Genomic DNA, 22,438 nt, shown 5'->3' with positions numbered 1-22,438 from the left:
ACACTCTCTCCATTATACCTCTTTGGAAGCAAAAAAACCGCCGAAGCGGCGGTTTTAGCGTTTGCGTTTTATGGTTTTATATTCCTGATTCAAGGCTTTATAGAACGATCCCATCATCATCAGCATTATGAATGAAAACGGAAACGCAGCAATTATCAGCGCAGTTTGAAGGGCATCGAGTCCGCCGACTGACAGCAGGATCACTGCAATAGTGGACTGTGAAATCCCCCAGACCAGTTTGATCGAGTTGGACGGATGCAGAGAGCCGTTTGTCGACTGCATCCCCAGCACAAATGTTGCTGAGTCGGCTGAAGTGATAAAGAAAATAGCGACCAGCAGGATAGCGATCACCGACAGTATGATACCAAATGGCAACGTTTCAAAGACACCAAATAATGTCTCTGAAGTGAGCAGCCCTGTCAGGTCGACTCCACTGTTTTGTGTATCCATCGCCGTTGTGCCGAAAGCTGAAAACCAGATAAACGAAATGATGGTCGGAATCAACAATACACCAAAAAGGAATTGGCGGATAGTTCTCCCTCTTGAGATACGCGCGATGAAAATACCGACAAATGGTGCCCAGGAAATCCACCATGCCCAGTAGAAAATCGTCCAGCCATCGATCCATGCACGGTTTTCTCCATTAATCGGAGCCGAACGGAAACTCATTCCAACCAGGTTCTGGAAATAACTGCCGAGTGTTTCCGTAAACATATTCAAGATTAGCAATGTCGGCCCAAGGATGAGAACGAGGAAGAACAGGATAACGGCCAACACCATATTCGTATTCGAAAGATACTTTATCCCTTTGCTGAGTCCACTCCATGCAGAAATCAGGAACAGGACGGTTACCACAATGACAATGATGATCTGTACTGTGAAATTGTCACTCGGCACACCAGGGATTAAAAAAGCCAGTCCTTCGTTAATTTGAATGGTACCAAAGCCGAGTGTTGTTGCGACTCCGACTGCTGTGGCGAACACAGCGATCACGTCCACAAGTATCCCCCACGGACCTTTCATGCTGTCGCCGAAAAGCGGTTTTAATGTAGCTGATATCAAGCCGGGTTCACCTTTTCGGAACTGGAAATAAGCGAGAGGCAAGGCCACAACTGCGTATATCGCCCAAGCGTGTATCCCCCAGTGGAAAAATGTATACCGGAGAGATTCTTTAAAAGCTTCTGCAGAGCCCGGTTCTGCAGTGGCAGGATCAATCGCAAAATGGGACAGCGGTTCGGCAGCTCCCCAGAATACAAGGCCGATCCCCATCCCTGCGGAGAATAGCATGGCAACCCATGAGCCGAAAGAAAATTCCGGTTTATCGCTGTCTTTCCCCAATTTCACTTGCCCCATCGGACTGACAAGGAAAAATATACAAAACAATACCATGATGGAAACGATCAATAAATAATACCAGCCGAAGGAAGATGTCAGAGTTTCCACGATATTGCCTGTGACTTTTTCAAAATTGGTCGGTGCCAGCGCACCATAGGCTGACGCCAAAAGGACGAGAACCAGCGCAATCCAAAATACATTGGTAACTTTCTTCATCAAGTTGTCCCCCTTTCGTTTATGTATAAGAACAGTTTACCTCTATCAATACCCTAACCAAATTTCATCAAAACAAAATTTATCACCTGCCGAAGGTGCCCAAGTTTCTTATTAAAACAAAAAAACACAGCAGCGTCAAAGTTCTGAGGCTGCTGTGCTCTTTTTCGGGAAATTCAGTCATCGATCCCCATCGATTTCCTGTATTTTTTCAAGTAATTAATTTCAGATGGGGTCCCCATCTCCGGTGAATTCATCGCACGGTGCCAGTTTGGATAAAGAGGGGCAGGACGCGCAACGGATTCGATCCGGTCATGCTCTTCTTGAGTGAGCTGAATATCGAAAGAGGCGATATTTTCTTTCAGCTGCCCCTCATTTCTTGCAGCAATGACGACCGGGCCGACGTTCGGACGGTCCCGGACCCAGGCGTAAGCAATTTGAGGAACGGAGGCATCATGATTCGCCGCGACTTCTTCCAGCGCCTCGATCACATCATAGAGGCGCTCCTGATCCTGCACCCACGGTTCGCCCCAGCCCGCACCCTGGCGTGTATTTTCCGGCGCCTCTTTTCCTCTGCCGATCTTGCCGTTCAGCAGACCTTCGCCGAGCGGACTCCAGATCATCGAACTGACGCCAAGCTCTGTGCCGGCAGGAAGTAGCTCATATTCCGCTTCCCGCGCTTCCGGCGTATAGTAGATCTGTTGGGTGATGGGCGGAATAAAACCGGCCATCTTCGCGTACGTGTGCGTTTTCGCCAGCGCCCATCCACTGTAATTGGAGACACCCCAATGGCGTATTTTCCCTGATTTGATGAGATTGTCCATCGTTTCCACCGTTTCTTCAACCGGCGTCTGACCGTCCCATAAATGCACAAAATACAGATCCAGGTAATCCGTACCCAGCCGCTCCAGCGATTCATCGATCGACCTCAGGATATTATTGCGCGAAGCTCCCCGGGCGTTCGGGTTGTCACCGATCGGAAACCCAGTCTTCGACGTCAACAGCACCTGATCGCGGCGCCCTTTGATCGCCGCTCCGAGGACTTTTTCCGCATCCCCTTCCGAATAAAGATTTGCGGTATCGAACATATTGATGCCTGCATCAAGCGCCATATCCACCATTCGGCGTGCTTCGTCTTCCTTCACATCACCGGCAGCTTCAAAACCGTTTGTCCCGCTGAACGGGATCGTTCCCAGAATATATTTCGGCACACGCAGGCCTGAATTTCCCAGATAAATAGTATCCATGGAATCCTCCTCAAAAAAATTTTGAAAGTTAGTGTCAACAATGGCTATTTACCCGTCCCGCCCTTCAGTAAAACGAAATAGTTTTTTAGCGGTTCCATGGCTGAATAATGCCTTCAGTGAAAAACTTTGTACCAGATTTCCACTTGTTTCGCAGTTTCGATTGCGCGTATTTTCTCCAATTCGATTTCCAGTTCTTCGAGATGGTCAAAAAAGCGCAGACCCTGCCCCAAAATAACCGGGGCAATCCCAATTTGCAATTCATCCACAAGCCCGGCTTTTACGGCTTGCTGCCCTGTGCCGGCACCCAACACTACCACATTCTTTTCTCCGGCAGCCGCTTTCGCCTGGCGGATGGCGTTTTCGATGCCGTCCGTAATGAAAGTGATTGTAAGATTTTCATTTTCCTTCGGATGCCTGGACGGAGGCACGTGCGTCAGGATAAACAGCGGCACCTGAATTCATAATCGTCAGCATAGCTATCTGTGTCTTCCGCCATCTCAAAGCTATTACGTCCCATGACAACTGCCCCGGTCTTGGCCATCTCTGCATTGATTTCATCGTTCGGTTCAAAACTGGGATAGAGTTTCGAGAGACTTCCTTCCCGGTCACTGATGAATCCATCGACAGACATGACCATGCCCCATACGGTTTTCGCCATCCATTCCACTCCTCTTCACTTTGGTTACGGCCAGCCGATCAAAGCACTCGCAGGAGGCTGCCGCCGCAATCCGCCACCACCGACATTGAATTGCATATTATTTGTAACCAGGCGCATTTCAGCCCGGAGAACATCATTGAAGTCGGCCAGCATGCGCCTGAATTGATCCGGCATCTGTCTCTCCACATCACTTGAAGCGAATAAGGCGACCTGGTCAGCACGGTCACTGACGTATGCTCCGTAATCCTGCAAAGCACGGCCAAGCATCATGCCTTCCGGACTCAGGCCCATCTTATTCAAGTCGATTTCCGGCGGGATGGCGAACAGCGATCCCATTGCAATCGATCCTGTATAATCATCATTCTCCCCGTCCTCGGCAGCTGCTGGCCAGACCCAGCCTTTTTTCAGAGCTGACCCCGGCAGCGCCATGGCCAGAACATGAGGAATGTGCAAGTTCTCCACTTCATATTGGCGGATCAATCCGGCATTCGTACTGAATCGTGCCGCTCGTATCCCGCCTCCAATCCCTGAGCCCAGCAAATCTGTGCGCTCTCCGAAACGGGCACTGTAATTGCCGTCGCCCATTCTTTTCACCACCCAATATTCATAGACATATCTTCCGTCTATGACATTCAGATTTGCATCAGTTCCTTCTGCAATCATGGCGTTTTCTGGGATCCGGTGAACATATAGCCCTTTCCCCTCCGAATGGCTGACTCTGCGAAGAGGATCAGAAGGCTGCGCCACGTTCATCTCTATACCGTATCCGTTGGCACTGTTGATATATGAAGGTCCGGTGCGGAAATCAATATTTCGCCTGCCGGAATATTCCTCAAAACTCGCTCCCGTTCCAAGTGCAGTGTTCCAGACCGAATCCGCACTGAAAGGATGCAAATGAGCCGAGCGTATATTCACTGTTGAGCTTGAAGCATTCCATTGTCCATTAGATACATACGCCTGTATAGGCGAATAAAATAATTTATCCCAGTCAGTATAGGAAATAATGTTGGAATCTCCTTTGTTAAAGAACGCCATATGTAACCCGCCCATCAAGATCAATGATATTGCAGTAAGCCAGAAGAGTTTTATCAAAAGGTCCTGTTTGGAATCTATGGGCGGCATTTATGGCAGCTCCTTTCCTGAATCAATCGGCTTTAATTATCTTAATATTCAGTATAAATTAAGCAGCTCTATTTCACAAAAAAAATTGCATAAAAAAACGCCAAAACCTCCGAAAAGGTCTTGGCGTTCCTATGTAGCTCCATAAAATCTATGGAGACGGCGGGAGTCGAACCCGCGTCCAGAAATTCAGCTACTTGAGCATCTACGCGTGTAGCTTATCCATTTGAATTTCGCGCAGCACTATGCCGATAAGCAGGCGTCATGTGCGCTAACTTGAAAATCTCCTGCCGACAGCTCAAGTTGCACTGCCGACCGTATCCCACTAAAGTTGAGCTCTACACAGCCACATGGGCGATGGATACATAGAGCAGATCCGAGCTTACGCTGCGAATGCTAGGTTTTGGTTTGTTTTGCCTGTTGTTATAAGTGCGTTTATGACGGAGCCGACCCTCCGACGCGCAACCCAAGCCCTGGCCATCCCTGTCGAATCCGTAACGTCCCCTCATTATAAGAAGACACGGAGAGAGTGTGACTCAATCGTGCTTTGGTTCTAAACCTATTATAAGACAAAGATAGTCAGACTTCAAGCTTAACGGCTGCGTTCTTTCATCGCACGGTCAATTTCCCGTTTGGCGTCTTTCCGTTTCAGATCTTCCCGCTTGTCATAGTTTTTCTTCCCTTTACCCACACCGATCAGAATTTTTGCGAAACCGTCCTTCAAGTACATTCTGAGCGGAACGATTGTGACCCCCTGTTCTTTCGAATGGGATTCGAGTTCACGAATCTGTTTTTTATGCAGCAGCAATTTCCGTGATCGGGTCGGGTCGTGGTTAAAGATATTCCCTTGTTCATACGGACTGATGTGCATATTTGAAATCCACGCTTCTCCGCCGCGTATGCGGACGAAAGCATCCTTCAACTGCACTTTGCCGTTTCGTGCAGATTTTATCTCCGTGCCTTGCAGCACAATACCGGCTTCCATCGTTTCTTCGATAAAATAATCAAAGCCGGCTTTTTTGTTCTGGGCAATTACATTGCCTGATCCTTTTGCCATTGCTTCCACCTCAAATTAGTCCAAAAGAGCGGCCCGTGAGCCGCTCCCTGCTCATTTCTTTTTGCGCTTATTCTTCTTCGCTGCGCCTTCATAGAATTTCTTTTTCGGATTCTTGCCCTTGCGGGTCGGTCCTCCGTCTGTTTTCTTGCCGTCACGCCCGACTTTCCCAGCGCCTTCTTTTTTCGATGCGCGGATCACTTTCGGCGCGTCTTTTCTTGTACGGCGGACATTTTGCACCATACCGACAATTTCAAAGTCAATGGCTGATTCTTCCGGTTTGACGCCGATCACTTTGATCTCCACTTCGTCACCGATGCGGAACTGGCGGTTGCTGCGCTCGCCGATCATCATCATCTGGCGGTCGTCGAAACGGTAGAAGTCATCCGTCATATTGGAAACATGGACCAGCCCTTCGATTGTATTCGGCAACTCAATGAATAGGCCGAAGTTCGTCACAGAAGAAACGATCCCTGTAAATTCCTCACCGATCTTATCGGCCATGAACTGGGTTTTCTTGAGAGCATCCGTATCGCGCTCAGCTTCCACCGCACGTCTTTCACGTTCAGAAGTATGCGTCGCGATATCATCCATATTCGCTTCCCAGTGCATAATTGTCGATTTCGAAAGGTCTTTCTCTATCAGATACGTGCGGATCAGCCTATGGATGATCAAATCCGGATAACGGCGGATCGGCGATGTGAAGTGCGTATAGAATTCAGTCGAAAGACCGAAATGCCCCAGGCTTTCCGCTGAATACTTCGCCTGTTGCATGGAACGGAGCATCATCGTTGAAACAACCGGTTCTTCCGGCTTCCCAGCGACAGATTCCACGATTTCCTGTAATGCACGCGGATGGACCTGGTTACCAGTACCTTTTACAACGATACCAAAATTAGTGACGAATTCAAAGAAACGCTGCAGTTTTTCAGGCTTCGGATCTTCGTGGATGCGGTAAAGTGCCGGCACTTCCATACGATGGAAATGTTCAGCCACAGTTTCATTGGCCGCAAGCATGAATTCTTCGATGAGGCGTTCAGAAACTGTACGTTCCCGGACGACCACATCAATCGGATTGCCGTCTTCGTCCACCAGTACTTTCGATTCTTTAAAGTCAAAATCGATGGCACCGCGGCGCATACGTTTCGTACGGAGAATTTCCGCCAATTCCTTCATCTTTTCAAACATCGGCACCAGTGCACTGTATTTCTCTTTCAGCTCCTGATTATCCTGTTCAAGAATTTCATAAACGTCCGTATATGTCATTCTTGCCGAAGTACGGATCACACTCTGGAAAATTTCATGGGACAGGACTTCTCCCTGGTCATTGAAAATCATTTCACAAGATAATGTCAGGCGGTCAACGTTCGGATTCAGTGAACAGATGCCGTTCGACAGGCGGTGAGGAATCATCGGAATAACACGGTCCGTCAAATACACGCTTGTCGCACGGTCATATGCTTCCCGGTCCATTTCCGACCCTTCCTTGATGTAATGGCTGACATCTGCAATATGGACGCCGAGTTTATATGTGCCATCTTCCAGTTTAAGCACCTGCACGGCATCATCCAGGTCTTTCGCGTCGGCACCGTCAATCGTGACGATCGCTTCTTCGCGAAGATCTCTTCTGCCTTCGACGTCCTGCGGATCGATTTCATCCGGCACGGCATTTGCTTCATCAAGCACCGTCTGTGGAAATTCAATTTCAATTCCGTGTTTATGGATGATGGAAAGGATATCCACACCCGGATCATTTTTATGGCCGAGAATCTGTTTGACCATTCCGGTGGCTGATTTTCTGCCTTCTGGCCAGCCTGTGATTTCCACGACCACTTTATGGCCGTCTATCGCGCCGAGCGTATCATCTTTGGCAATAAAAATATCCATATTCATTTTTTTATCATCTGAAACGACAAAACCAAAGCCGCGGTTGTCCTGGAAAGTTCCGACCACCTGCGTCGTGCCGCGTTCCAAAATACGGATGATTGCACCTTCACGGCGGTCACCGCCCGAAGATTCCGCAATTCTTACCATAACCCGGTCACCGTTGATGGCGCCGTTCACTTCTGTCGGCGGAATAAAGATATCATCCTGGCCAGCTTCATCATATGCGACAAAACCGAAGCCGCGTGGATGTCCGATGAACTTGCCGCTCATCAGGTTCATCCGTTCTGGAACCCCATATCGATTCGCACGTGAACGCACCAATAGTCCTTTTTCTTCCAATTTAACCAGTGTTTTTACCAATTCCTTAAATTCGTCTGCATCTTCAAATCCGAACTGTTCTTCAATTTCCTGAACAGTCAGCGGTTTATATGCATCTTCCCGCATAAATGACAGCAGGCGCTGATCCAGCGATATTTCATTGTTTCCCATATCAATTCCTCCTTCTGGCAATCTCACACGCTCCAATCGAGCGATTCGAGAAATTCCAATACATCTTCATGCAATTGTTCTTTTTCCTTATCCAAGGTAATAACATGCCCCGATTTCTCGTACCATTTAATCTTCTTATCGAATGATTCCACTGTATCGTAAATAATATTGGCGGAATCAGTATCAATCACATTATCCAAAGACCCCTGCACTACAAACACCGGTGCATATACGTGGTCGGCATGTGTCCGGACATCCTGCACCAATTCCCGCAGATCCGCCAGTGAAGCCATGCCGTGTTCACGAAGGGCGTTTATCTCTTCTTCGATAACAGCGTCGTCTTTTCCTTCAAGCTTTTTGTAATTCCGGGCGTATTGGATGACTCCTTCAAACAATAAATCCGTCGTTTTCATAATCATCGGAGAGCACATCGTAAACACACCCTTTACAGGGAATGTATACCCGGCTTTCAATGATAATACGCCGCCAAGCGACAATCCGCCGACAGCAATTTCCGAATAGCCTTCGTCTTTCAATGTCTGATAAGCCTTTTCAACTTCGCGCCACCAGCCTTCAGGTCCGCTTTTCACTAATTGTTCCGGTTCCACTCCATGCCCTTCCAGATGAGGGGCAAGCGATGTATAACCTTTTTTTTCCAGAAAACGCCCTAGCATCCGCACATCAGCGGAATTGCCGGTAAAGCCATGCAATAAAAGAACCGCACGTGGTCCCGCTTTGAAGAAAAATGGTTTCGGCGGTGTAATCCTCATACAAATCCCTCCAGTTGTTATTATCCATGTATTGATTTCCGTTTCAGGCGGACGCTTTCTGCGGGAGTCGCCGCCTTCCACTACAATCAATAATCAATATATTTATCCTAACTAGAAATATATATTTTTTATATAGCTGAGATATGGAGCAAAATAGCGAAGACTCCCAAGGGAAAAGAAACGGAGTTGGCTTTCCAACTCTGTTTCGAGCGAAGTGCTGAGATCCACTTGGGTGAAGTGGAACGAGCCCGAGTTAGCTCAGTGCAAGCCCCTAGGAAAGCGAAGCTGTTTTGCGGAATATCGATTATAAAAGAAAACGCCCAACCAGTTTATTGGTCAGGCGATTTAGTCATCTACATTATACTTTCGTTACGGCGATAGCCAAAATAAAGAATAAGGCAGCAAGTACAATCGTTACACGGTGGAGGACAAGATCAAGTCCACGTGCTTTTTGCTTGCCGAAAAGTTGCTCAGCTCCACCGGAGATGGCTCCTGAAAGACCTGCACTTTTCCCTGATTGCAATAGTACGACAACGATTAATGCGAGCGATACGATGACGAGTAACGTCATTAACAACGTATGCATAAATTCCACCTCCTGATTAAAACCTTCACAACAAGAATAAGTTTACCAAAAATTGCGACCTATGACAATAGCAATAGAAAAAAGAGGAAAAATCCTCTTTTCTCTATTATTTATTCAAGTTGTAGAAAGTTTTGACGCCGAGGTATTTAGCCGTGTCATGTAATTGATCTTCGATGCGAAGCAATTGGTTGTATTTCGCAACACGGTCCGTACGCGAAGGAGCCCCTGTTTTGATCTGTCCAGCATTTGTCGCAACTGCGATGTCCGCAATCGTTACATCTTCCGATTCGCCTGAACGGTGGCTGATGACAGCTGTGTAGCCGGCACGTTTCGCCATTTCGATGGCATCGAATGTTTCTGTCAATGTACCGATTTGGTTCACTTTTATCAGGATTGAGTTGCTGATGCCCTGCTCAATTCCCTGTGCCAATTTCTTCGTATTCGTTACGAACAGATCGTCTCCGACTAATTGTACACGGTCGCCGATGCGCTCTGTCAGCAATTTATGGCCGTCCCAGTCGTTTTCATCCAAGCCGTCCTCAATTGAAATGATCGGGTATTTGTTTACAAGCTCTTCGTACCAGTCGACCATCTCGGCAGAAGTTTTCACAAGGTTATCTCCTGCAAGATTGTAAACGCCTTTTTCTTTATCGTAGATTTCAGATGAAGCGACGTCCATTGCAAGCAATACATCTTCCCCTGCTTTGAAACCGGCTTTTTCGATTGCTGTCATGATGGTTTCAAGCGCTTCTTCGTTAGAACCGAGGTTTGGCGCAAAACCGCCTTCGTCACCGACAGAAGTGTTATAGCCTTTTTCTTTCAGAACGCTTTTCAGCTGATGGAAGATTTCAGCGCCCATGCGAAGTGCATGGCGGAAAGTTTCTGCACCAACCGGCATAACCATGAATTCCTGGATATCAACGTTGTTATCGGCATGTTCGCCGCCGTTCAGGATATTCATCATCGGAACAGGCAATTGCTTGGCATTGAAACCGCCCAGGTATTGATAAAGCGGAACGTCCAAATAATCCGCCGCAGCATGAGCTGCTGCCATTGAAACGCCAAGAATCGCATTTGCACCAAGACGGCCTTTGTTTTCCGTGCCGTCAAGTTCGATCAACGCCTGATCGATTGACACCTGATCCAAAACGGAATAGTTTTCTTCAAGTTCTTCAGCGATTTCATTGTTTACAAAATCAACTGCTTTCAAAACGCCTTTGCCCATGTAACGGCCTTTGTCGCCGTCACGCAGCTCGACTGCTTCGTGTTCCCCCGTGGATGCACCAGACGGTACGATTGCGCGGCCGAATGCGCCGCTGTCCGTGAATACTTCCACTTCTACTGTCGGGTTCCCCCGTGAATCAAGAACTTCGCGTGCTAAAATTTGAGTGATAATTGGCAATCTAAACAGCTCCCTTTAATATAGTGGTTTTCCGGTCATTTCTGCCGGTTGTTCGATATCCATCAATTTCAATAGCGTCGGGGCCAAATCTGCAAGAATTCCACCCGGTCTCAGAACGGCGCCTGATTTCGTAACGATCACCGGTACCTGGTTTGTCGTATGCGCCGTCATCGGCAAGCCTTCGGGCGTCAGCACTTCATCCGAATTTCCGTGATCCGCAGTGATGATGGCTGTACCGCCTTTAGCATGCAGAGCATCGACAATTCTGCCGAGGCATTCATCGACTGTCTCAATCGCTTTGATCGTCGGCTCCAGCATGCCGCTGTGGCCGACCATATCCGGATTTGCGAAATTCAGGATGATGGCGTCATGCGCTTCCGCTTCAATCTTTTCAATCAGCCGGTCAGTGACTTCGTAAGCACTCATTTCCGGCTGCAGATCGTAAGTCGCCACTTTCGGTGAATTGACGAGGATCCGTTCTTCACCCTGGAAGACATTTTCACGTCCGCCGCTCATAAAGAAAGTGACATGCGGATATTTTTCTGTCTCTGCAATTCTTAATTGGGTTAAACCATTCGAAGAAATCACTTCACCGACTGTATTTTCGAGATTTAATGTCTCAAAAGCGATACGTGTCGGCAACACATCACTATATGCTGTGAAAGATACAAAAGTGAGTCGGAACGGATGATTCGGGCTTAACGGAAAACTGTCGAAATCCGTCGTCAATAAAGCCGAAGTCAGCTGAATCGCCCGGTCCGGCCGGAAGTTGAAGAAGATGAGTGAATCCTCGGACTTGATCGTCGCCACCGGCTCCCCGTTTTCTTCGATATAAAACGGAACAACGAACTCATCCATGATCCCCTGGTCGTAGGACCTGATGACGCCCTCACTTGGATCTGATGCATGAAGGCCGGTGCCATCAACCAGAACGCGGTAAGCCGTTTCAGCACGGTCCCAGCGTTTATCTCGGTCCATGGCATAATAGCGGCCTGAAATCGAAGCAAATTTACCGATACCGATTTCCGCCATTTTCGCTTCTGTTTCTTCTATATACTGTAAAGCAGTTTGCGGTCCAACATCCCGGCCATCCAAAAAGCCGTGGACATAAACCTGTTCAAGGTCATGCTGTTTCGCCAATTCCAATAGAGCGAATAAATGCTCATAATGGCTGTGCACTCCGCCATCTGATAATAACCCCATCAAATGAAGAGCCGAGTTATTAGCTTTCGCTTTTGAAATTGCTTCCAAAAAAGCTGGATTCTGAAAGAATTCGCGTTCACGGATCGCTTTGTTGATGCGCGTTAAATTCTGATAGACAATCCGGCCCGCACCGATATTCAAATGGCCGACTTCCGAATTCCCCATTTGGCCATCCGGCAGCCCGACAGCTTCTCCTGATGCCGTCAGGAGTTCATGGGGATAATGGTTCCATAAGCGGTCAAAATTCGGTTTGTTGGCCTGGGCAACGGCATTGCCGAATGTTTCTTCGCGGCAGCCGAAACCATCCAAAATGATCAAAGCCACCGGATTTTGCGTATTACGCATTTGCACCAGCCTCCAATAGTTTAAGGAACGACTCCGCTTCCAGACTTGCGCCGCCCACTAGAGCGCCGTCAATGTGCTCCATGCCCAGAAGTTCTTCAATATTGGCCGGTTTGACACTGCCGCCGTATTGGATGCGTACTGCCTGAGCTGTTTCACCAGAAAACAGGGATGCGACTTTGTTACGGATGATGCCGCATACTTCGTTGGCATCTTCTGCCGTCGCCGTTTTACCCGTACCGATAGCCCAGATCGGCTCATAGGCGATGACAAGAGATGCCGCCTGATCCGCTGATAGATTTGCCATTCCTTTTTCAATCTGTGCTTCGACCACTTGACCGGTTTCGCCGCTTTCACGCTGTTCCAAAGATTCACCCACACAAAGAATGGGTGCCAGGCCGTGCTCAAATGCAGACTGGACTTTTCTATTTGCAGACTCGTCTGTTTCATTGAAATACTGACGGCGTTCGGAATGGCCGATAATGACATATTCCACACCCAGATCTTTTAATTGGACTGGACTGGTTTCACCCGTAAAGGCCCCTTCTTTTTCCTCGTGCATCGTCTGCGCCCCGATCTTCAAACCGGTTTGCTCAACGGATGCCGACAGGTTTTGAAGGAATACGGCTGGAGCACAAATAACTGCATCCACTTTTCCCGTGTCAGGCAAAGCCGTCTTCACTTCTTCGATAAAAGCCGATGCCTCCGAAGCGGTTTTATACATTTTCCAGTTTCCGGCAATAATCGGTTTTCTCAAGAAAACACTCCCTTTCCATGATTTGGACAACTCGTTTATTTCTTATCAGTCAGTGCGCTTACACCAGGTAAATCCTTGCCTTCCATGAACTCAAGTGAAGCACCGCCGCCTGTTGAAATATGATCCATCTTGTCCGCTACTTCGAATTTTTCGACCGCAGCTGCAGAATCTCCGCCACCGATGATCGTATATCCTTCAGTTTCAGCCATCGCCTTGGCTATGGAACGCGTGCCGTTCGCAAACGGCTCCATTTCGAAGACGCCCATCGGCCCATTCCAGATGATCAACTTCGAATTTTTGATGACGTCTCTGTATATATCAGCCGTTTCAGGTCCGATGTCAAGACCCATCCAGTCGGAAGGGATTTCTTCGATTTTCACGCTCTTCGTTTCTGCATCAGCTGAAAACTCACTCGCTACTACAGCATCGATCGGCAGGAAGAATTTAACCCCTTTTTCTTCGGCTTTTTCAAGGAAGGTTTTCGCCAGATCCAATTTATCTTCCTCTAACAGAGATTGGCCGATTTCGTGGCCTTGCGCCTTGATAAAGGTATAGGACAAACCGCCGCCGATGATCAGGTTATCGACTTTATCAAGCAAATGATCGATTACGCCGATTTTATCCTTCACTTTCGCACCGCCGATGATGGCTGTAAACGGACGTTCCGGTTCAGACAGCGCTTTACCTAGAACATCCAGCTCTTTTTCAAGAAGCAGTCCGGATACAGCCGGAAGATATGCCGCAATACCGGCTGTCGAAGCGTGTGCACGGTGTGCCGCCCCGAACGCATCATTGACGAAGACATCAGCAAGGCCCGCAAAAGCTTTTGCCAATTCTTCATCATTCTTTTCTTCTCCAGCGTGGAAGCGGACGTTCTCGAGCAGCACGATGCCGCCTTCCTGCATCTCCGCGATTTCATTTTCAACCGTTTCACCGATTGATTCTTTTAGACTTTTTACGTCTTTATGTAACAATTCACTTAAACGGGCTCCTGCCGCAGCAAGCCTCATCTCTTCGTTGACCTCACCCTTAGGGCGGCCCAAATGGCTTGCCAAAATCACTTTTGCGCCTTCGCCGATTAAATACTCAATAGTCGGAACAGCTGCGCGGATCCGTGTATCATCCGTCACTTCCCCGTCTTTCATCGGTACGTTGAAATCGACTCGGCAAAATACGCGCTTTCCTTTCAAATCCAAATCTTTCATGGTCATTTTCTGCAGCATGAAAATACCTCCTATTTGTATTCAAAAAAATAAGGGGTGGGGTAAATCCCCACCCCTTTTACCCTCTTTTATTATAGAGGTTCATCGGTAATTAAGCTATGATTTTGGGATTAAAGCCCCTTGTTGTACATGTAGACAGCCAAGTCTACGCAGCGTGCAGAATAGCCTGATTCGTTGTCGTACCATGCAAGGACTTTGACCATATTTCCGCCAAGAGCCATTGTAGACAATGCGTCAACTGTCGCTGAAGCTGTGTTGCCGTTATAATCGCGTGAAACAAGTGGAAGCTCGCTGTAAGCCAAGTAGCCTTTCAGCTCGTTTTCAGTCGCTTCTTTAAGCGCTTGGTTCACTTCTTCAACAGACGCATCCGTCTCAAGTTCTGCAACCAGGTCGATCAATGAAACGTTCGGTGTTGGCACGCGGATTGCCATGCCATCGATTTTGCCTTCAAGTTCCGGCAATACTTTTGCGACTGATTTCGCTGCGCCAGTAGTTGTCGGGATCATCGACTCTGCTGCTGCACGTGCGCGCCGGTAGTCGGAGTGAGGAGCGTCAAGCAGAGCCTGGTCATTTGTATAAGAGTGGATCGTCGTCATCATCGCTTTCTTGATGCCGAATTTATTGTTCAGGACTTTAGAGATTCCAGACAAGCCGTTTGTTGTGCATGATGCGTTCGACACGACATGGTGTTGTGCAGGATCATAAGATTCTTCGTTAACGCCCATGACAAGCATTTTCATGCCATTTTTGCCGGGTGCTGAAAGGATGACTTTCTTAGCGCCTGCTTCAATGTGCTTCGAAGCTTTTTCTTCAGTTGTGAAAATACCAGTCGACTCAAGGACGATATCGATTCCAAGTTCTTTCCAAGGCAATTGCGCCGGATCTTTTTCAGAGCATACTTTGATCTCTTTGCCGTTCACGACAATATTTTCGCCGTTCGCTGAAACTTCTGCGTCAAGAGTGCCGTGGATTGAATCGAATTTCAAAAGGTGTGCAAGCATTGCTGCATCTGTCAGATCGTTTACTGCCACTACTTCCACTTCAGGATTTGCCAACGCTTCACGGAATACTACACGTCCAATACGGCCAAAGCCGTTAATCGCCATTTTTAAAGTCATATCAATTTCCTCCTAAGTTTTCGTTAAGTTTTAGAATTTCTTTTGCTGCAGCTTCATCTGTGACCAGCACCGTTCGTTCGGGTGCATTTTTGAAATAGGACCGGATAGCATCCGCTTTCGACCTTCCCCCTGCTACTGCAAGGATGGCCGGAGCTTTCTGGACCTGTTCCAATTGGATTCCCGCAGATCTGATGCGATAAACAACATTGCCTTCTTCGTCGAAATAATAACCGAACGCTTCACTGACGGCGCCGCCAGCTGTGATCCGCTCAAGTTCTTCAACTGTCGAACGGCGGCGTATCGCCATTTCCTGTGCATTGCCGATGCCATGCACAACCAGATCCGTTTGATCGTAAAGAGACATCATTTCCTTGATGAGCGGTTCCTTCATCATCATGGTATATGCTTCTTCACTAAGATGATCGGGCAGGTAAAGCGTTTTGAAAGTGCCGCCGGTCTTTTCCGCAAAATCGGAAGCGATGGTATTGGCCTGGTGCAGAACATCTTCCCCGAGACCCCCGCGCGCTGCGATAAACTGCAGAGGCGGATAGGATTTCTCACTCTTCAATTCTTTGGCGATCGCCGCCAGCGAACTGCCGCCGGTTACAGCGATTTTCGTCTCACCCACGAAATGCTTTTCAAGGATGCGGGCCGCTTCTTCCCCGATTTGATTTTTTACAGCAATCGCCTTATCGGAATCCGAAGGAACCACAACCACTTGCGCAATCCCCAAGTGCTTCTTTAATTTATCGGCGAGATCTGTTACTCCCGTCAATTCCTGCATGAATTTTTTCAATGAAGAGAGGACTTCTTCGCCCTGCTCAGTAATGACCATCCCCACGGTTTTCATCTCGATCAATTGCTGATTGCGCAAAAGATCCGTTTCTTTCCGAATATCGCGTTCGGTCATGCCGGAAAATTCACTCAGGGTTCTTCTGCCGATCGGCTGTTCCTGATGAATCGCCTGCAGGATCTGATATCTTTTTTTCAGGAGGTCGGACATTTCCGGCAACAGTTTATTCTGTGCTGAAGATAAAGCATCCATAAATTCACTCCTTCTCTTCAGGACACTTTTTATCCCACTAGTTAAATTTCTGTCCCACTAGTTTCATTCTAACCAATTCACGAATTGATTGCAATAAAAAAGAAGCGTTAAAGTTTCAACGCTTCCAAAAGTTCGGCATAACCGATATTGCCGTATATGAGTATTTCATTTTCCTGCTCCAGTACCGGGATCATGATCATGTATTTTTCATGCAGTACATCGTCTTCTTCTATATTGACTTCGGTGAAGCCGATCGGAAAATCCTCTTGGACAAGCTGCAGCATCAATTTTGCTTCTTCGCATAGGGGGCAATTCGGTCGTGTATAGAGGGTTAGCATGGGTTCGCCTGCTTTCTTTTCGATTTTTTTAATTAATTTGATTATGATATGCCGCTACGTCGCTTTGGACTAAGCTCCCGCAATAAGCCGAGAAGGGCACTCGTCTTATTGCTCCGCTCCGTCCTGGCGCGCTCCTTCGCTGGGGTGCACTTCTGTAAATGAGAGCATTTAAGTGAATTCTTGAATAAGTGTAACAGTCAAATGTACTCGGGCGAATGCCCGAGTGAGCAAGAACTTTCACATTTGCATAAAATAAACTGATTATCTCTACAAAGAACTTCCTTAAGATATGCAGCAGAACAGCGAAAAAAAACCGTACTGCTCCACCAGCGCTTTGCGCTTCGTCGCAAAAGTTCGACCGAATGTTGTTCGGTCGATCTCTTCCTGCGGCTTAGCGACACGACCGATTCACCGCAGGGAGCGCAGCGGACGAGGAGGATTTAGCGGGAGCCAAGACATTGGCCGAAGCTTGCGAAGACAAGTCTTTGCGACGAAGCTAGCGCAGCGATGCCGGAGCATGGGTTCTGGAAAGCGAAGCTGTTATGCGGAATATCAGTTTAACAATTGATTAGATTATAAAGTAACAAAAAACCCGCTCCGCCATCAATTGGCAAAGCGGGTTGGAAATAATATGCCCTCGGAGGGGATCGAACCCCCATTACAAGAATCGGAATCTTGGGTGTTATCCATTACACTACGAGGGCGTTTCTAACTTAGCGACTTTACCAGTATACTAAATAAGGAGACTGAGTTCAAGCTGATTTTTCAAAACGTTAGATTTGACCTTCATTGACCAAAATGTGTATGATATTAATACAGCTGAAATGTATTTCAGTCTTGAATTCAATCACTTACACAAGGAGGATTTTCTATGAATTTAATTCCAACAGTAATTGAACAGACGAGCCGGGGAGAACGCGCTTACGATATTTACTCGCGTCTTTTGAAAGACCGTGTCATCATGCTCGGCAGCGGCATTGATGATAACGTGGCAAACTCCATTGTTGCACAGCTTCTGTTCCTAGAAGCGGAAGATCCTGAAAAAGATATTTCCATCTACATCAACTCACCTGGCGGCAGCATTACAGCCGGTATGGCAATTTATGATACGATGCAGTTCATCCGTCCGGATGTTCAAACAATCTGTATCGGTATGGCAGCATCCATGGGTGCTTTCCTGCTTGCGGCAGGAACAAAAGGAAAACGCTATGCGCTTCCGAACGCTGAAGTCATGATCCACCAGCCACTTGGCGGTGCACAAGGCCAGGCAACGGAGATTGAAATTGCAGCCAAGCGCATTCTTCACCTTCGTGAGAAATTGAACCAGATCTTGGCTGAACGCACAGGCCAGCCGCTGGATGTCATTGCGAAAGATACAGACCGTGATAACTTCATGACAGCTGAACGTGCGATGGAATACGGATTGGTCGACCAGATCATCACGCGCAGCAAAATGCCGGCTGATCACAAGAAAGAAGACATCTAAAGAAAAGTGACGGCACCCGCTAAGCTCTGCCTTGAAGAGCTGGGGCGCCTGATTCTGGACAATGAATGGCATAGACGAACCCCCGCAGCGATCGCTGCGGGGGTTTTCTTATGCCTCTTTTTCAATTAATGCTGATAATGCGCCGACTGCTGACTCTTCGTCAGATCCGTCTGCGGAAATGATAACTTCTGTGCCTTTGCTGATAGCCAGGCTCATAATACCCATGATGCTTTTCGCGTTAACTTTCTTTCCCTCTTTTTCAAGGTAGACATCCGAATTATATCTGTTCGCTTCCTGAACGAATAAAGCAGCCTGTCTCGCCTGTAAACCTGATTTCAATTGAACATTCACTTGTTTTTCAACCATATATATCCTCCTCCGAAAATTGACTGTAATGCAATATATGAAAGAACAGCGGCTACCCGCTGATCGTTTCGCCTTTTCTCAATGATTCAGCGATTTCGTCAATCTTCCGAAGGCGGTGATTGACACCCGATTTGCTGACTTTCCCGGTTGATACCATTTCACCCAGCTCCTTCAGTGTAACATCTTGATACTCAACACGCAGTCTTGCAATTTCCTTTAATCGTTCAGGAAGCTGTTCAACTCCGATGACACTGTCGATGAAGCGGATGTTTTCCACTTGCCGGAGTGCGGCATCAATCGTTTTATTGAGGTTAGCGGTTTCGCAGTTGACGAGCCTGTTTACGCTGTTGCGCATATCCCTGATGATGCGGACATCCTCGAATTTCAGCAGCGCCGAATGTGCACCGGCGACGCTCAGGAAGTCAGAAATCTTTTCCGCTTCCTTTAAATAAGTGATAAAGCCTTTTTTCCGTTCAATCGTCTTGCTGTTCAACTCGAAGAAATTCATCAGCTCTGTCAGGGAATCTGCATGGTCCCGGTCAGAAGAGTAGATTTCGAGATGATAGGAAGAAGTTTCCGGGTTATTAACGGAACCGCCTGCTAAAAATGCACCGCGAAGATAAGCGCGTTTGCAGCAATTCTTTTCGATCAATGCTTTATCGATCTCCTGCTGTGATTGAAAACCTTCCGTAATGATCAGCAAATCTTCCAATATATGCTTCGAACCATCCCGCACCCGGCAGATATAGACGTTATTCTTTTTCAGCCTCATCTTTTTCCGCACCAATAATTCCACCGGATAAGGGAGGTAAAACCGTTTTAATAATGTATAGATTCTGCGTGCAATCGCCGCATTCTCTGTCTGTATATCCACACTCAGCTGTCTGCTGGAAAATGACAGTGTGCCATTCATCCTGATCAAAGCTGAAAGTTCCGCCTTGCCACAGCAATCATCGACTTCGAGCTGGGTCATTTCCTTTTTTGTTTCAGAAGCGAAAGACATTCGATCCTCCCCCTTTCAAGCTTTTAGAAATACCAAAGCTTTCTATCTTCTTTCATTTTTCCGCCTGCATATTCAAAAAGCCATTCAGCAACTTTTCTCGGCTCATGGCGGACAGAGTTCTCAAAAATATTCGCAATATCCGCCTGATGGATTTCGAGGCCGAATTCGGCCATGCGCTCCACGTCGTATGCGACGGGTCTTGCCTTTTCCTGTTTATAAAGTTCAACCACATCCGGCGGCATTTCAGCCTTATCCATCAGCACAGCATCCAGGAACGGCTCGCCGACATGGTCATACAGCGCCTGGATATGGTCTGCCGCCGTGTATTTATAGGTTTCCCCCGCCTGCGTCATGAGGTTGCATATATAGATCTTTTTGGCTTTTGCGGCCAGTAATTCCTTTTTGATATCTTTGACCAATAAATTCGGGAGAATGCTCGTATAAAGAGATCCCGGTCCGATGACGATAATATCCGCCTGTCGTATGGCCGTCACGGTATCCGGTAATGTTTTGACATCCACCGGTTCAATGAAGACGCGTTTGATCGGCTGGCGATATGCTGGAATCTTGGACTCGCCGCTGACGATGGTCCCGTCTTCAAATTCCGCTTTCAGCGTCACCAATTGGTTGGCCGCCGGAATGACCGTGCCATTGACACTCAGCACCCGGCTCATTTCTCTGACGGCATGCGAAAAGTCGCCTGTCAGATCCGTTAAGGCCGCAAGCATCAGATTACCGAGTGAATGGCCGCCCAGATCGATTGATTTGCTGAAACGATATTGGAACATTTCGGCAACCAGCGGTTCAGCATCGGACAACGCTGCCATGACGTTGCGGATATCGCCGGGTGGCGGAATATCCAGATCGTTCCGCAGCCTGCCGGAACTTCCACCGTCATCTGCCACAGTAACAATGGCAGTCAGATCCATCGGCAGTTTTTTCAATCCGCGCAGCAAGGTGGATAACCCGGTGCCGCCACCAATGATCACAAGCTTTTTTCTCTGGCTCAGAGTTTCCATTCACTCAGCCCTTTCTGATTTTGACGTCGCGATGAGTAATAATCGTCTTATTATTTTCAGCGAACAATTTCCCGTAATACTCAGCTAAAGTGACTGATCGATGCTGGCCGCCCGTACAGCCGAAGGCAATGACCAATTGGGCTTTGCCTTCGTTCTTATAGCGGGGGATCATGAACTGCAGAAGATCAGTCAGTTTTTCCATGAGCATCTGGGTTTCATTCCATTGCAGGACATAACTCGACACTTCTTCATCGAGTCCGGAAAGTGGTTTTAACTCTTCAATATAATAGGGGTTTGGCAGGAAGCGGACGTCAAAGACCAGATCGGCGTCAATCGGCATACCATGTTTGAAACCGAACGACAGGACATTGACGGTGAAGACATTGCTTGTGTTCGAAGAGAAGTCTGCGATGATTCGTTCTTTCAGTTCCCGCGGGCTCATGCTGGACGTATTGTAAATATACTTTGCACGTCCCTGCAGGTCATTCAGCATATCCCGCTCTTTTTTGATGCCGCCGAGTACAAGGCCGCCCGGTGATAATGGATGTGACCTCCGGGTTTCTTTATAGCGGCTGACAAGCGTTTGATTGTCTGCATCCAAAAACAGGATGGTGACGGAAACTTTCGGCTCTTTGGCCAAATTATCAATGGCATCGACCAAACTGTCGAAAAAGTCGCCTCCCCGCAAATCCATTACAGCTGCAACACGCTTCATTGATTTCCCCGAATCGCGCATCAACTTGATGAATGTCAAAAGTAACGCCGGCGGCAAATTATCGATAGTGAAAAACCCAAGATCTTCAAAGCTTTGGATCGCCACCGTCTTCCCGGCGCCTGACATTCCGGTGATTACGATCAACTCTGTTTCTTCTGTCTTATTGTCCATGTTGATGCTTCACCTCTTCTGTTGAAGTTTGGATCGTTTCTTTCAGCAATTCGAATTCCTTCGTATAATGGAAAGTTCCGTACTGGATGCCCGGCTGGCTGACTGCATACAGTAAATTCGTACGGTCCCCTTCCGCCATCGGCAATGTCGCAAGGCTTTCAACGGGATGCCATTCCAATACGCCTTCCGGTGTTTCAACAAAAGGGGTTCCGATTAAATCGTCGGCGATAAAAGTGAAGAGCATCCATTCATCGACCGTCTCCCCTTTGTCTTCGATCATCATCGTATAAATGCCTTTGACACGCGTGCCCAAAGGTTTAGCATTCGTTTCTTCCGTAAATTCACGGACCGCCGCTTCATAAATCGATTCGCCGGCTTCCATTTTTCCGCCGGGGGCAACGTACCAACCGCGTCGGGGTTTCTTCAATAATAAGACTTGATCATTTTTCATAACTAATAAATTCGCGATTCGCTGCACTCTCGACACTCCGCATCTATTATAAACTTCTTCTATTATACACATATCCTGGCGTGTCATGCAAAATAAAGAAAAGCGAATGACTATATAGCCAATATTCCGCATAACAGCTTCGCTTTCCAAAACCCATGCTCCTGCATCGCTGCGGTGTATCGGTCGTGTCGCTAAGCCGCAGGAAGAGTTCGACCGAACCACATTCGGTCGAACTTTTACGACGAAGCGCAAAGCGCTGGTGGAGCAGTACGGTTTTCTGCGGTTTTCTGCGGTTTTCTGCGCTGTTCTGCTCCATATCTTTAGAAACTTCTCTCAGAAACGGATTGATAAATAAACTACAATTCAGAGAGACTGTACTTACTCGGGCATTCGCCCGAGTGGTTCACAGCAGGGAGCCTATTCCTGAACTCACTTAGTTTT

The 22,438-nt window shown here is 47.7% G+C and carries 22 protein-coding genes, 1 tRNA gene and 1 other RNA gene; 1 reads left to right on the top strand and 23 read right to left on the bottom strand.

Going from position 1 to position 22,438, the window contains the following annotated elements:
• Positions 1 to 54 precede the first annotated feature (54 nt).
• From IQ294_RS11985 to IQ294_RS11900, 18 genes are all read right to left on the bottom strand, one after another.
• A complete protein-coding gene (locus IQ294_RS11985; RefSeq protein WP_203334290.1) occupies positions 55 to 1,551 on the bottom strand; it encodes a glycine betaine uptake BCCT transporter in 1,497 nt (498 codons plus the stop codon).
• 173 nt (positions 1,552 to 1,724) lie between these two features.
• The gene (locus IQ294_RS11980) at positions 1,725 to 2,795 is read right to left on the bottom strand and encodes an aldo/keto reductase (protein ID WP_203334289.1); all 1,071 of its coding nucleotides are present in this window, start codon (positions 2,793 to 2,795) and stop codon (positions 1,725 to 1,727) included.
• Between the two features lie 113 nt (positions 2,796 to 2,908).
• Positions 2,909 to 3,247 carry a dihydrofolate reductase family protein gene (locus IQ294_RS11975; RefSeq protein WP_203334288.1) on the bottom strand — a complete coding sequence of 113 codons (339 nt, stop codon included), beginning with the start codon at positions 3,245 to 3,247 and terminating at the stop codon, positions 2,909 to 2,911.
• Complete coding sequence (locus tag IQ294_RS11970; protein WP_203334287.1) at positions 3,229 to 3,453, bottom strand: dihydrofolate reductase family protein; 225 nt, start codon at positions 3,451 to 3,453, stop codon at positions 3,229 to 3,231. Before IQ294_RS11970 ends, IQ294_RS11975 begins: the two co-directional genes overlap by 19 nt.
• Positions 3,454 to 3,477: 24 nt before the next feature.
• Positions 3,478 to 4,575, bottom strand: a complete 1,098-nt coding sequence (locus IQ294_RS11965; protein WP_203334286.1) for a hypothetical protein — start codon at positions 4,573 to 4,575, stop codon at positions 3,478 to 3,480.
• 148 nt (positions 4,576 to 4,723) lie between these two features.
• Positions 4,724 to 5,077, bottom strand: a transfer-messenger RNA (tmRNA) gene (gene ssrA / locus IQ294_RS11960).
• 87 nt (positions 5,078 to 5,164) lie between these two features.
• Positions 5,165 to 5,629, bottom strand: coding sequence for an SsrA-binding protein SmpB (gene smpB / locus IQ294_RS11955; protein WP_203334285.1), 465 nt, complete (start codon positions 5,627 to 5,629; stop codon positions 5,165 to 5,167).
• A gap of 51 nt (positions 5,630 to 5,680) precedes the next feature.
• Positions 5,681 to 8,002 (bottom strand): ribonuclease R, encoded by a 2,322-nt coding sequence (rnr, locus tag IQ294_RS11950; RefSeq protein ID WP_203334284.1) that lies wholly within the window; start codon positions 8,000 to 8,002, stop codon positions 5,681 to 5,683.
• A gap of 23 nt (positions 8,003 to 8,025) precedes the next feature.
• Positions 8,026 to 8,772 carry an alpha/beta hydrolase gene (locus IQ294_RS11945; RefSeq protein WP_203334283.1) on the bottom strand — a complete coding sequence of 249 codons (747 nt, stop codon included), beginning with the start codon at positions 8,770 to 8,772 and terminating at the stop codon, positions 8,026 to 8,028.
• A 358-nt stretch (positions 8,773 to 9,130) separates the two neighbouring features.
• On the bottom strand, positions 9,131 to 9,358 hold the full coding sequence (secG, locus tag IQ294_RS11940) for a preprotein translocase subunit SecG (protein WP_008429540.1): 228 nt from the start codon (positions 9,356 to 9,358) through the stop codon (positions 9,131 to 9,133).
• Positions 9,359 to 9,464: 106 nt separating this feature from the next.
• Entirely contained in the window at positions 9,465 to 10,760 is a 1,296-nt protein-coding gene (gene eno, locus IQ294_RS11935; protein WP_203334282.1) for a phosphopyruvate hydratase, read from the bottom strand.
• 15 nt (positions 10,761 to 10,775) lie between these two features.
• Positions 10,776 to 12,308, bottom strand: coding sequence for a 2,3-bisphosphoglycerate-independent phosphoglycerate mutase (gene gpmI, locus IQ294_RS11930; protein WP_203334281.1), 1,533 nt, complete (start codon positions 12,306 to 12,308; stop codon positions 10,776 to 10,778).
• On the bottom strand, positions 12,301 to 13,062 hold the full coding sequence (tpiA, locus tag IQ294_RS11925; protein ID WP_203334280.1) for a triose-phosphate isomerase: 762 nt from the start codon (positions 13,060 to 13,062) through the stop codon (positions 12,301 to 12,303). The genes gpmI and tpiA overlap by 8 nt, the downstream gene beginning before the upstream one ends.
• A 35-nt stretch (positions 13,063 to 13,097) precedes the next feature.
• A complete protein-coding gene (locus IQ294_RS11920) occupies positions 13,098 to 14,285 on the bottom strand; it encodes a phosphoglycerate kinase (RefSeq protein ID WP_284699731.1) in 1,188 nt (395 codons plus the stop codon).
• Positions 14,286 to 14,395: 110 nt separating this feature from the next.
• Positions 14,396 to 15,403 (bottom strand): type I glyceraldehyde-3-phosphate dehydrogenase, encoded by a 1,008-nt coding sequence (gene gap, locus IQ294_RS11915; RefSeq protein ID WP_203334279.1) that lies wholly within the window; start codon positions 15,401 to 15,403, stop codon positions 14,396 to 14,398.
• A gap of 1 nt (position 15,404) precedes the next feature.
• Positions 15,405 to 16,448 (bottom strand): sugar-binding transcriptional regulator, encoded by a 1,044-nt coding sequence (locus IQ294_RS11910; protein WP_203334278.1) that lies wholly within the window; start codon positions 16,446 to 16,448, stop codon positions 15,405 to 15,407.
• 107 nt (positions 16,449 to 16,555) lie between these two features.
• The gene (locus IQ294_RS11905) at positions 16,556 to 16,786 is read right to left on the bottom strand and encodes a glutaredoxin family protein (protein ID WP_203334277.1); all 231 of its coding nucleotides are present in this window, start codon (positions 16,784 to 16,786) and stop codon (positions 16,556 to 16,558) included.
• A 632-nt stretch (positions 16,787 to 17,418) separates the two neighbouring features.
• Positions 17,419 to 17,490 (bottom strand) — tRNA-Arg (locus IQ294_RS11900).
• 167 nt (positions 17,491 to 17,657) lie between these two features.
• Here IQ294_RS11900 and clpP point away from each other — a divergent pair.
• The gene (gene clpP / locus IQ294_RS11895) at positions 17,658 to 18,272 is read left to right on the top strand and encodes an ATP-dependent Clp endopeptidase proteolytic subunit ClpP (protein ID WP_203334276.1); all 615 of its coding nucleotides are present in this window, start codon (positions 17,658 to 17,660) and stop codon (positions 18,270 to 18,272) included.
• A gap of 108 nt (positions 18,273 to 18,380) precedes the next feature.
• On the opposite strand, the gene IQ294_RS11890 is transcribed toward clpP, so the two are convergent.
• The 5 genes from IQ294_RS11890 to IQ294_RS11870 are packed head-to-tail and all read right to left on the bottom strand — an operon-like array spanning position 18,381 to position 22,024.
• Positions 18,381 to 18,638, bottom strand: coding sequence for an HPr family phosphocarrier protein (locus tag IQ294_RS11890; RefSeq protein WP_203334275.1), 258 nt, complete (start codon positions 18,636 to 18,638; stop codon positions 18,381 to 18,383).
• A gap of 52 nt (positions 18,639 to 18,690) precedes the next feature.
• Positions 18,691 to 19,641, bottom strand: a complete 951-nt coding sequence (gene whiA / locus IQ294_RS11885) for a DNA-binding protein WhiA (RefSeq protein WP_203334274.1) — start codon at positions 19,639 to 19,641, stop codon at positions 18,691 to 18,693.
• 23 nt (positions 19,642 to 19,664) lie between these two features.
• Positions 19,665 to 20,660 (bottom strand): gluconeogenesis factor YvcK family protein, encoded by a 996-nt coding sequence (locus tag IQ294_RS11880; RefSeq protein ID WP_284699730.1) that lies wholly within the window; start codon positions 20,658 to 20,660, stop codon positions 19,665 to 19,667.
• Positions 20,661 to 20,664: 4 nt separating this feature from the next.
• Positions 20,665 to 21,546, bottom strand: coding sequence for an RNase adapter RapZ (gene rapZ, locus IQ294_RS11875; protein WP_203334273.1), 882 nt, complete (start codon positions 21,544 to 21,546; stop codon positions 20,665 to 20,667).
• Positions 21,536 to 22,024 (bottom strand): NUDIX domain-containing protein, encoded by a 489-nt coding sequence (locus tag IQ294_RS11870; protein ID WP_203334272.1) that lies wholly within the window; start codon positions 22,022 to 22,024, stop codon positions 21,536 to 21,538. Before IQ294_RS11870 ends, rapZ begins: the two co-directional genes overlap by 11 nt.
• Between the last annotated feature and the right edge of the window lie 414 nt (positions 22,025 to 22,438).

The organism is Planococcus beigongshangi (genome assembly GCF_016820495.1).
Lineage (GTDB): Bacteria > Bacillota > Bacilli > Bacillales_A > Planococcaceae > Planococcus > Planococcus beigongshangi.
This window is presented reverse-complemented; position numbering and strand designations above follow the sequence as displayed.

What these genes read in the sequence shown, in the direction of transcription:
- IQ294_RS11970 (WP_203334287.1), bottom strand. Translation starts at nt 3,453, where the DNA reads ATGGCGAAAACCGTATGGGGCATGGTCATGTCTGTCGATGGATTCATC.
- gpmI (WP_203334281.1), bottom strand. Translation starts at nt 12,308, where the DNA reads ATGCGTAATACGCAAAATCCGGTGGCTTTGATCATTTTGGATGGTTTC.
- smpB (WP_203334285.1), bottom strand. Translation starts at nt 5,629, where the DNA reads ATGGCAAAAGGATCAGGCAATGTAATTGCCCAGAACAAAAAAGCCGGC.
- IQ294_RS11985 (WP_203334290.1), bottom strand. Translation starts at nt 1,551, where the DNA reads ATGAAGAAAGTTACCAATGTATTTTGGATTGCGCTGGTTCTCGTCCTT.
- gap (WP_203334279.1), bottom strand. Translation starts at nt 15,403, where the DNA reads ATGACTTTAAAAATGGCGATTAACGGCTTTGGCCGTATTGGACGTGTA.
- IQ294_RS11890 (WP_203334275.1), bottom strand. Translation starts at nt 18,638, where the DNA reads ATGGTTGAAAAACAAGTGAATGTTCAATTGAAATCAGGTTTACAGGCG.
- IQ294_RS11905 (WP_203334277.1), bottom strand. Translation starts at nt 16,786, where the DNA reads ATGCTAACCCTCTATACACGACCGAATTGCCCCCTATGCGAAGAAGCA.
- IQ294_RS11980 (WP_203334289.1), bottom strand. Translation starts at nt 2,795, where the DNA reads ATGGATACTATTTATCTGGGAAATTCAGGCCTGCGTGTGCCGAAATAT.
- rnr (WP_203334284.1), bottom strand. Translation starts at nt 8,002, where the DNA reads ATGGGAAACAATGAAATATCGCTGGATCAGCGCCTGCTGTCATTTATG.
- whiA (WP_203334274.1), bottom strand. Translation starts at nt 19,641, where the DNA reads ATGTCTTTCGCTTCTGAAACAAAAAAGGAAATGACCCAGCTCGAAGTC.
- clpP (WP_203334276.1), top strand. Translation starts at nt 17,658, where the DNA reads ATGAATTTAATTCCAACAGTAATTGAACAGACGAGCCGGGGAGAACGC.
- rapZ (WP_203334273.1), bottom strand. Translation starts at nt 21,546, where the DNA reads ATGGACAATAAGACAGAAGAAACAGAGTTGATCGTAATCACCGGAATG.
- IQ294_RS11910 (WP_203334278.1), bottom strand. Translation starts at nt 16,448, where the DNA reads ATGGATGCTTTATCTTCAGCACAGAATAAACTGTTGCCGGAAATGTCC.
- IQ294_RS11880 (WP_284699730.1), bottom strand. Translation starts at nt 20,660, where the DNA reads ATGGAAACTCTGAGCCAGAGAAAAAAGCTTGTGATCATTGGTGGCGGC.
- IQ294_RS11945 (WP_203334283.1), bottom strand. Translation starts at nt 8,772, where the DNA reads ATGAGGATTACACCGCCGAAACCATTTTTCTTCAAAGCGGGACCACGT.
- secG (WP_008429540.1), bottom strand. Translation starts at nt 9,358, where the DNA reads ATGCATACGTTGTTAATGACGTTACTCGTCATCGTATCGCTCGCATTA.
- IQ294_RS11920 (WP_284699731.1), bottom strand. Translation starts at nt 14,285, where the DNA reads ATGCTGCAGAAAATGACCATGAAAGATTTGGATTTGAAAGGAAAGCGC.
- IQ294_RS11965 (WP_203334286.1), bottom strand. Translation starts at nt 4,575, where the DNA reads ATGCCGCCCATAGATTCCAAACAGGACCTTTTGATAAAACTCTTCTGG.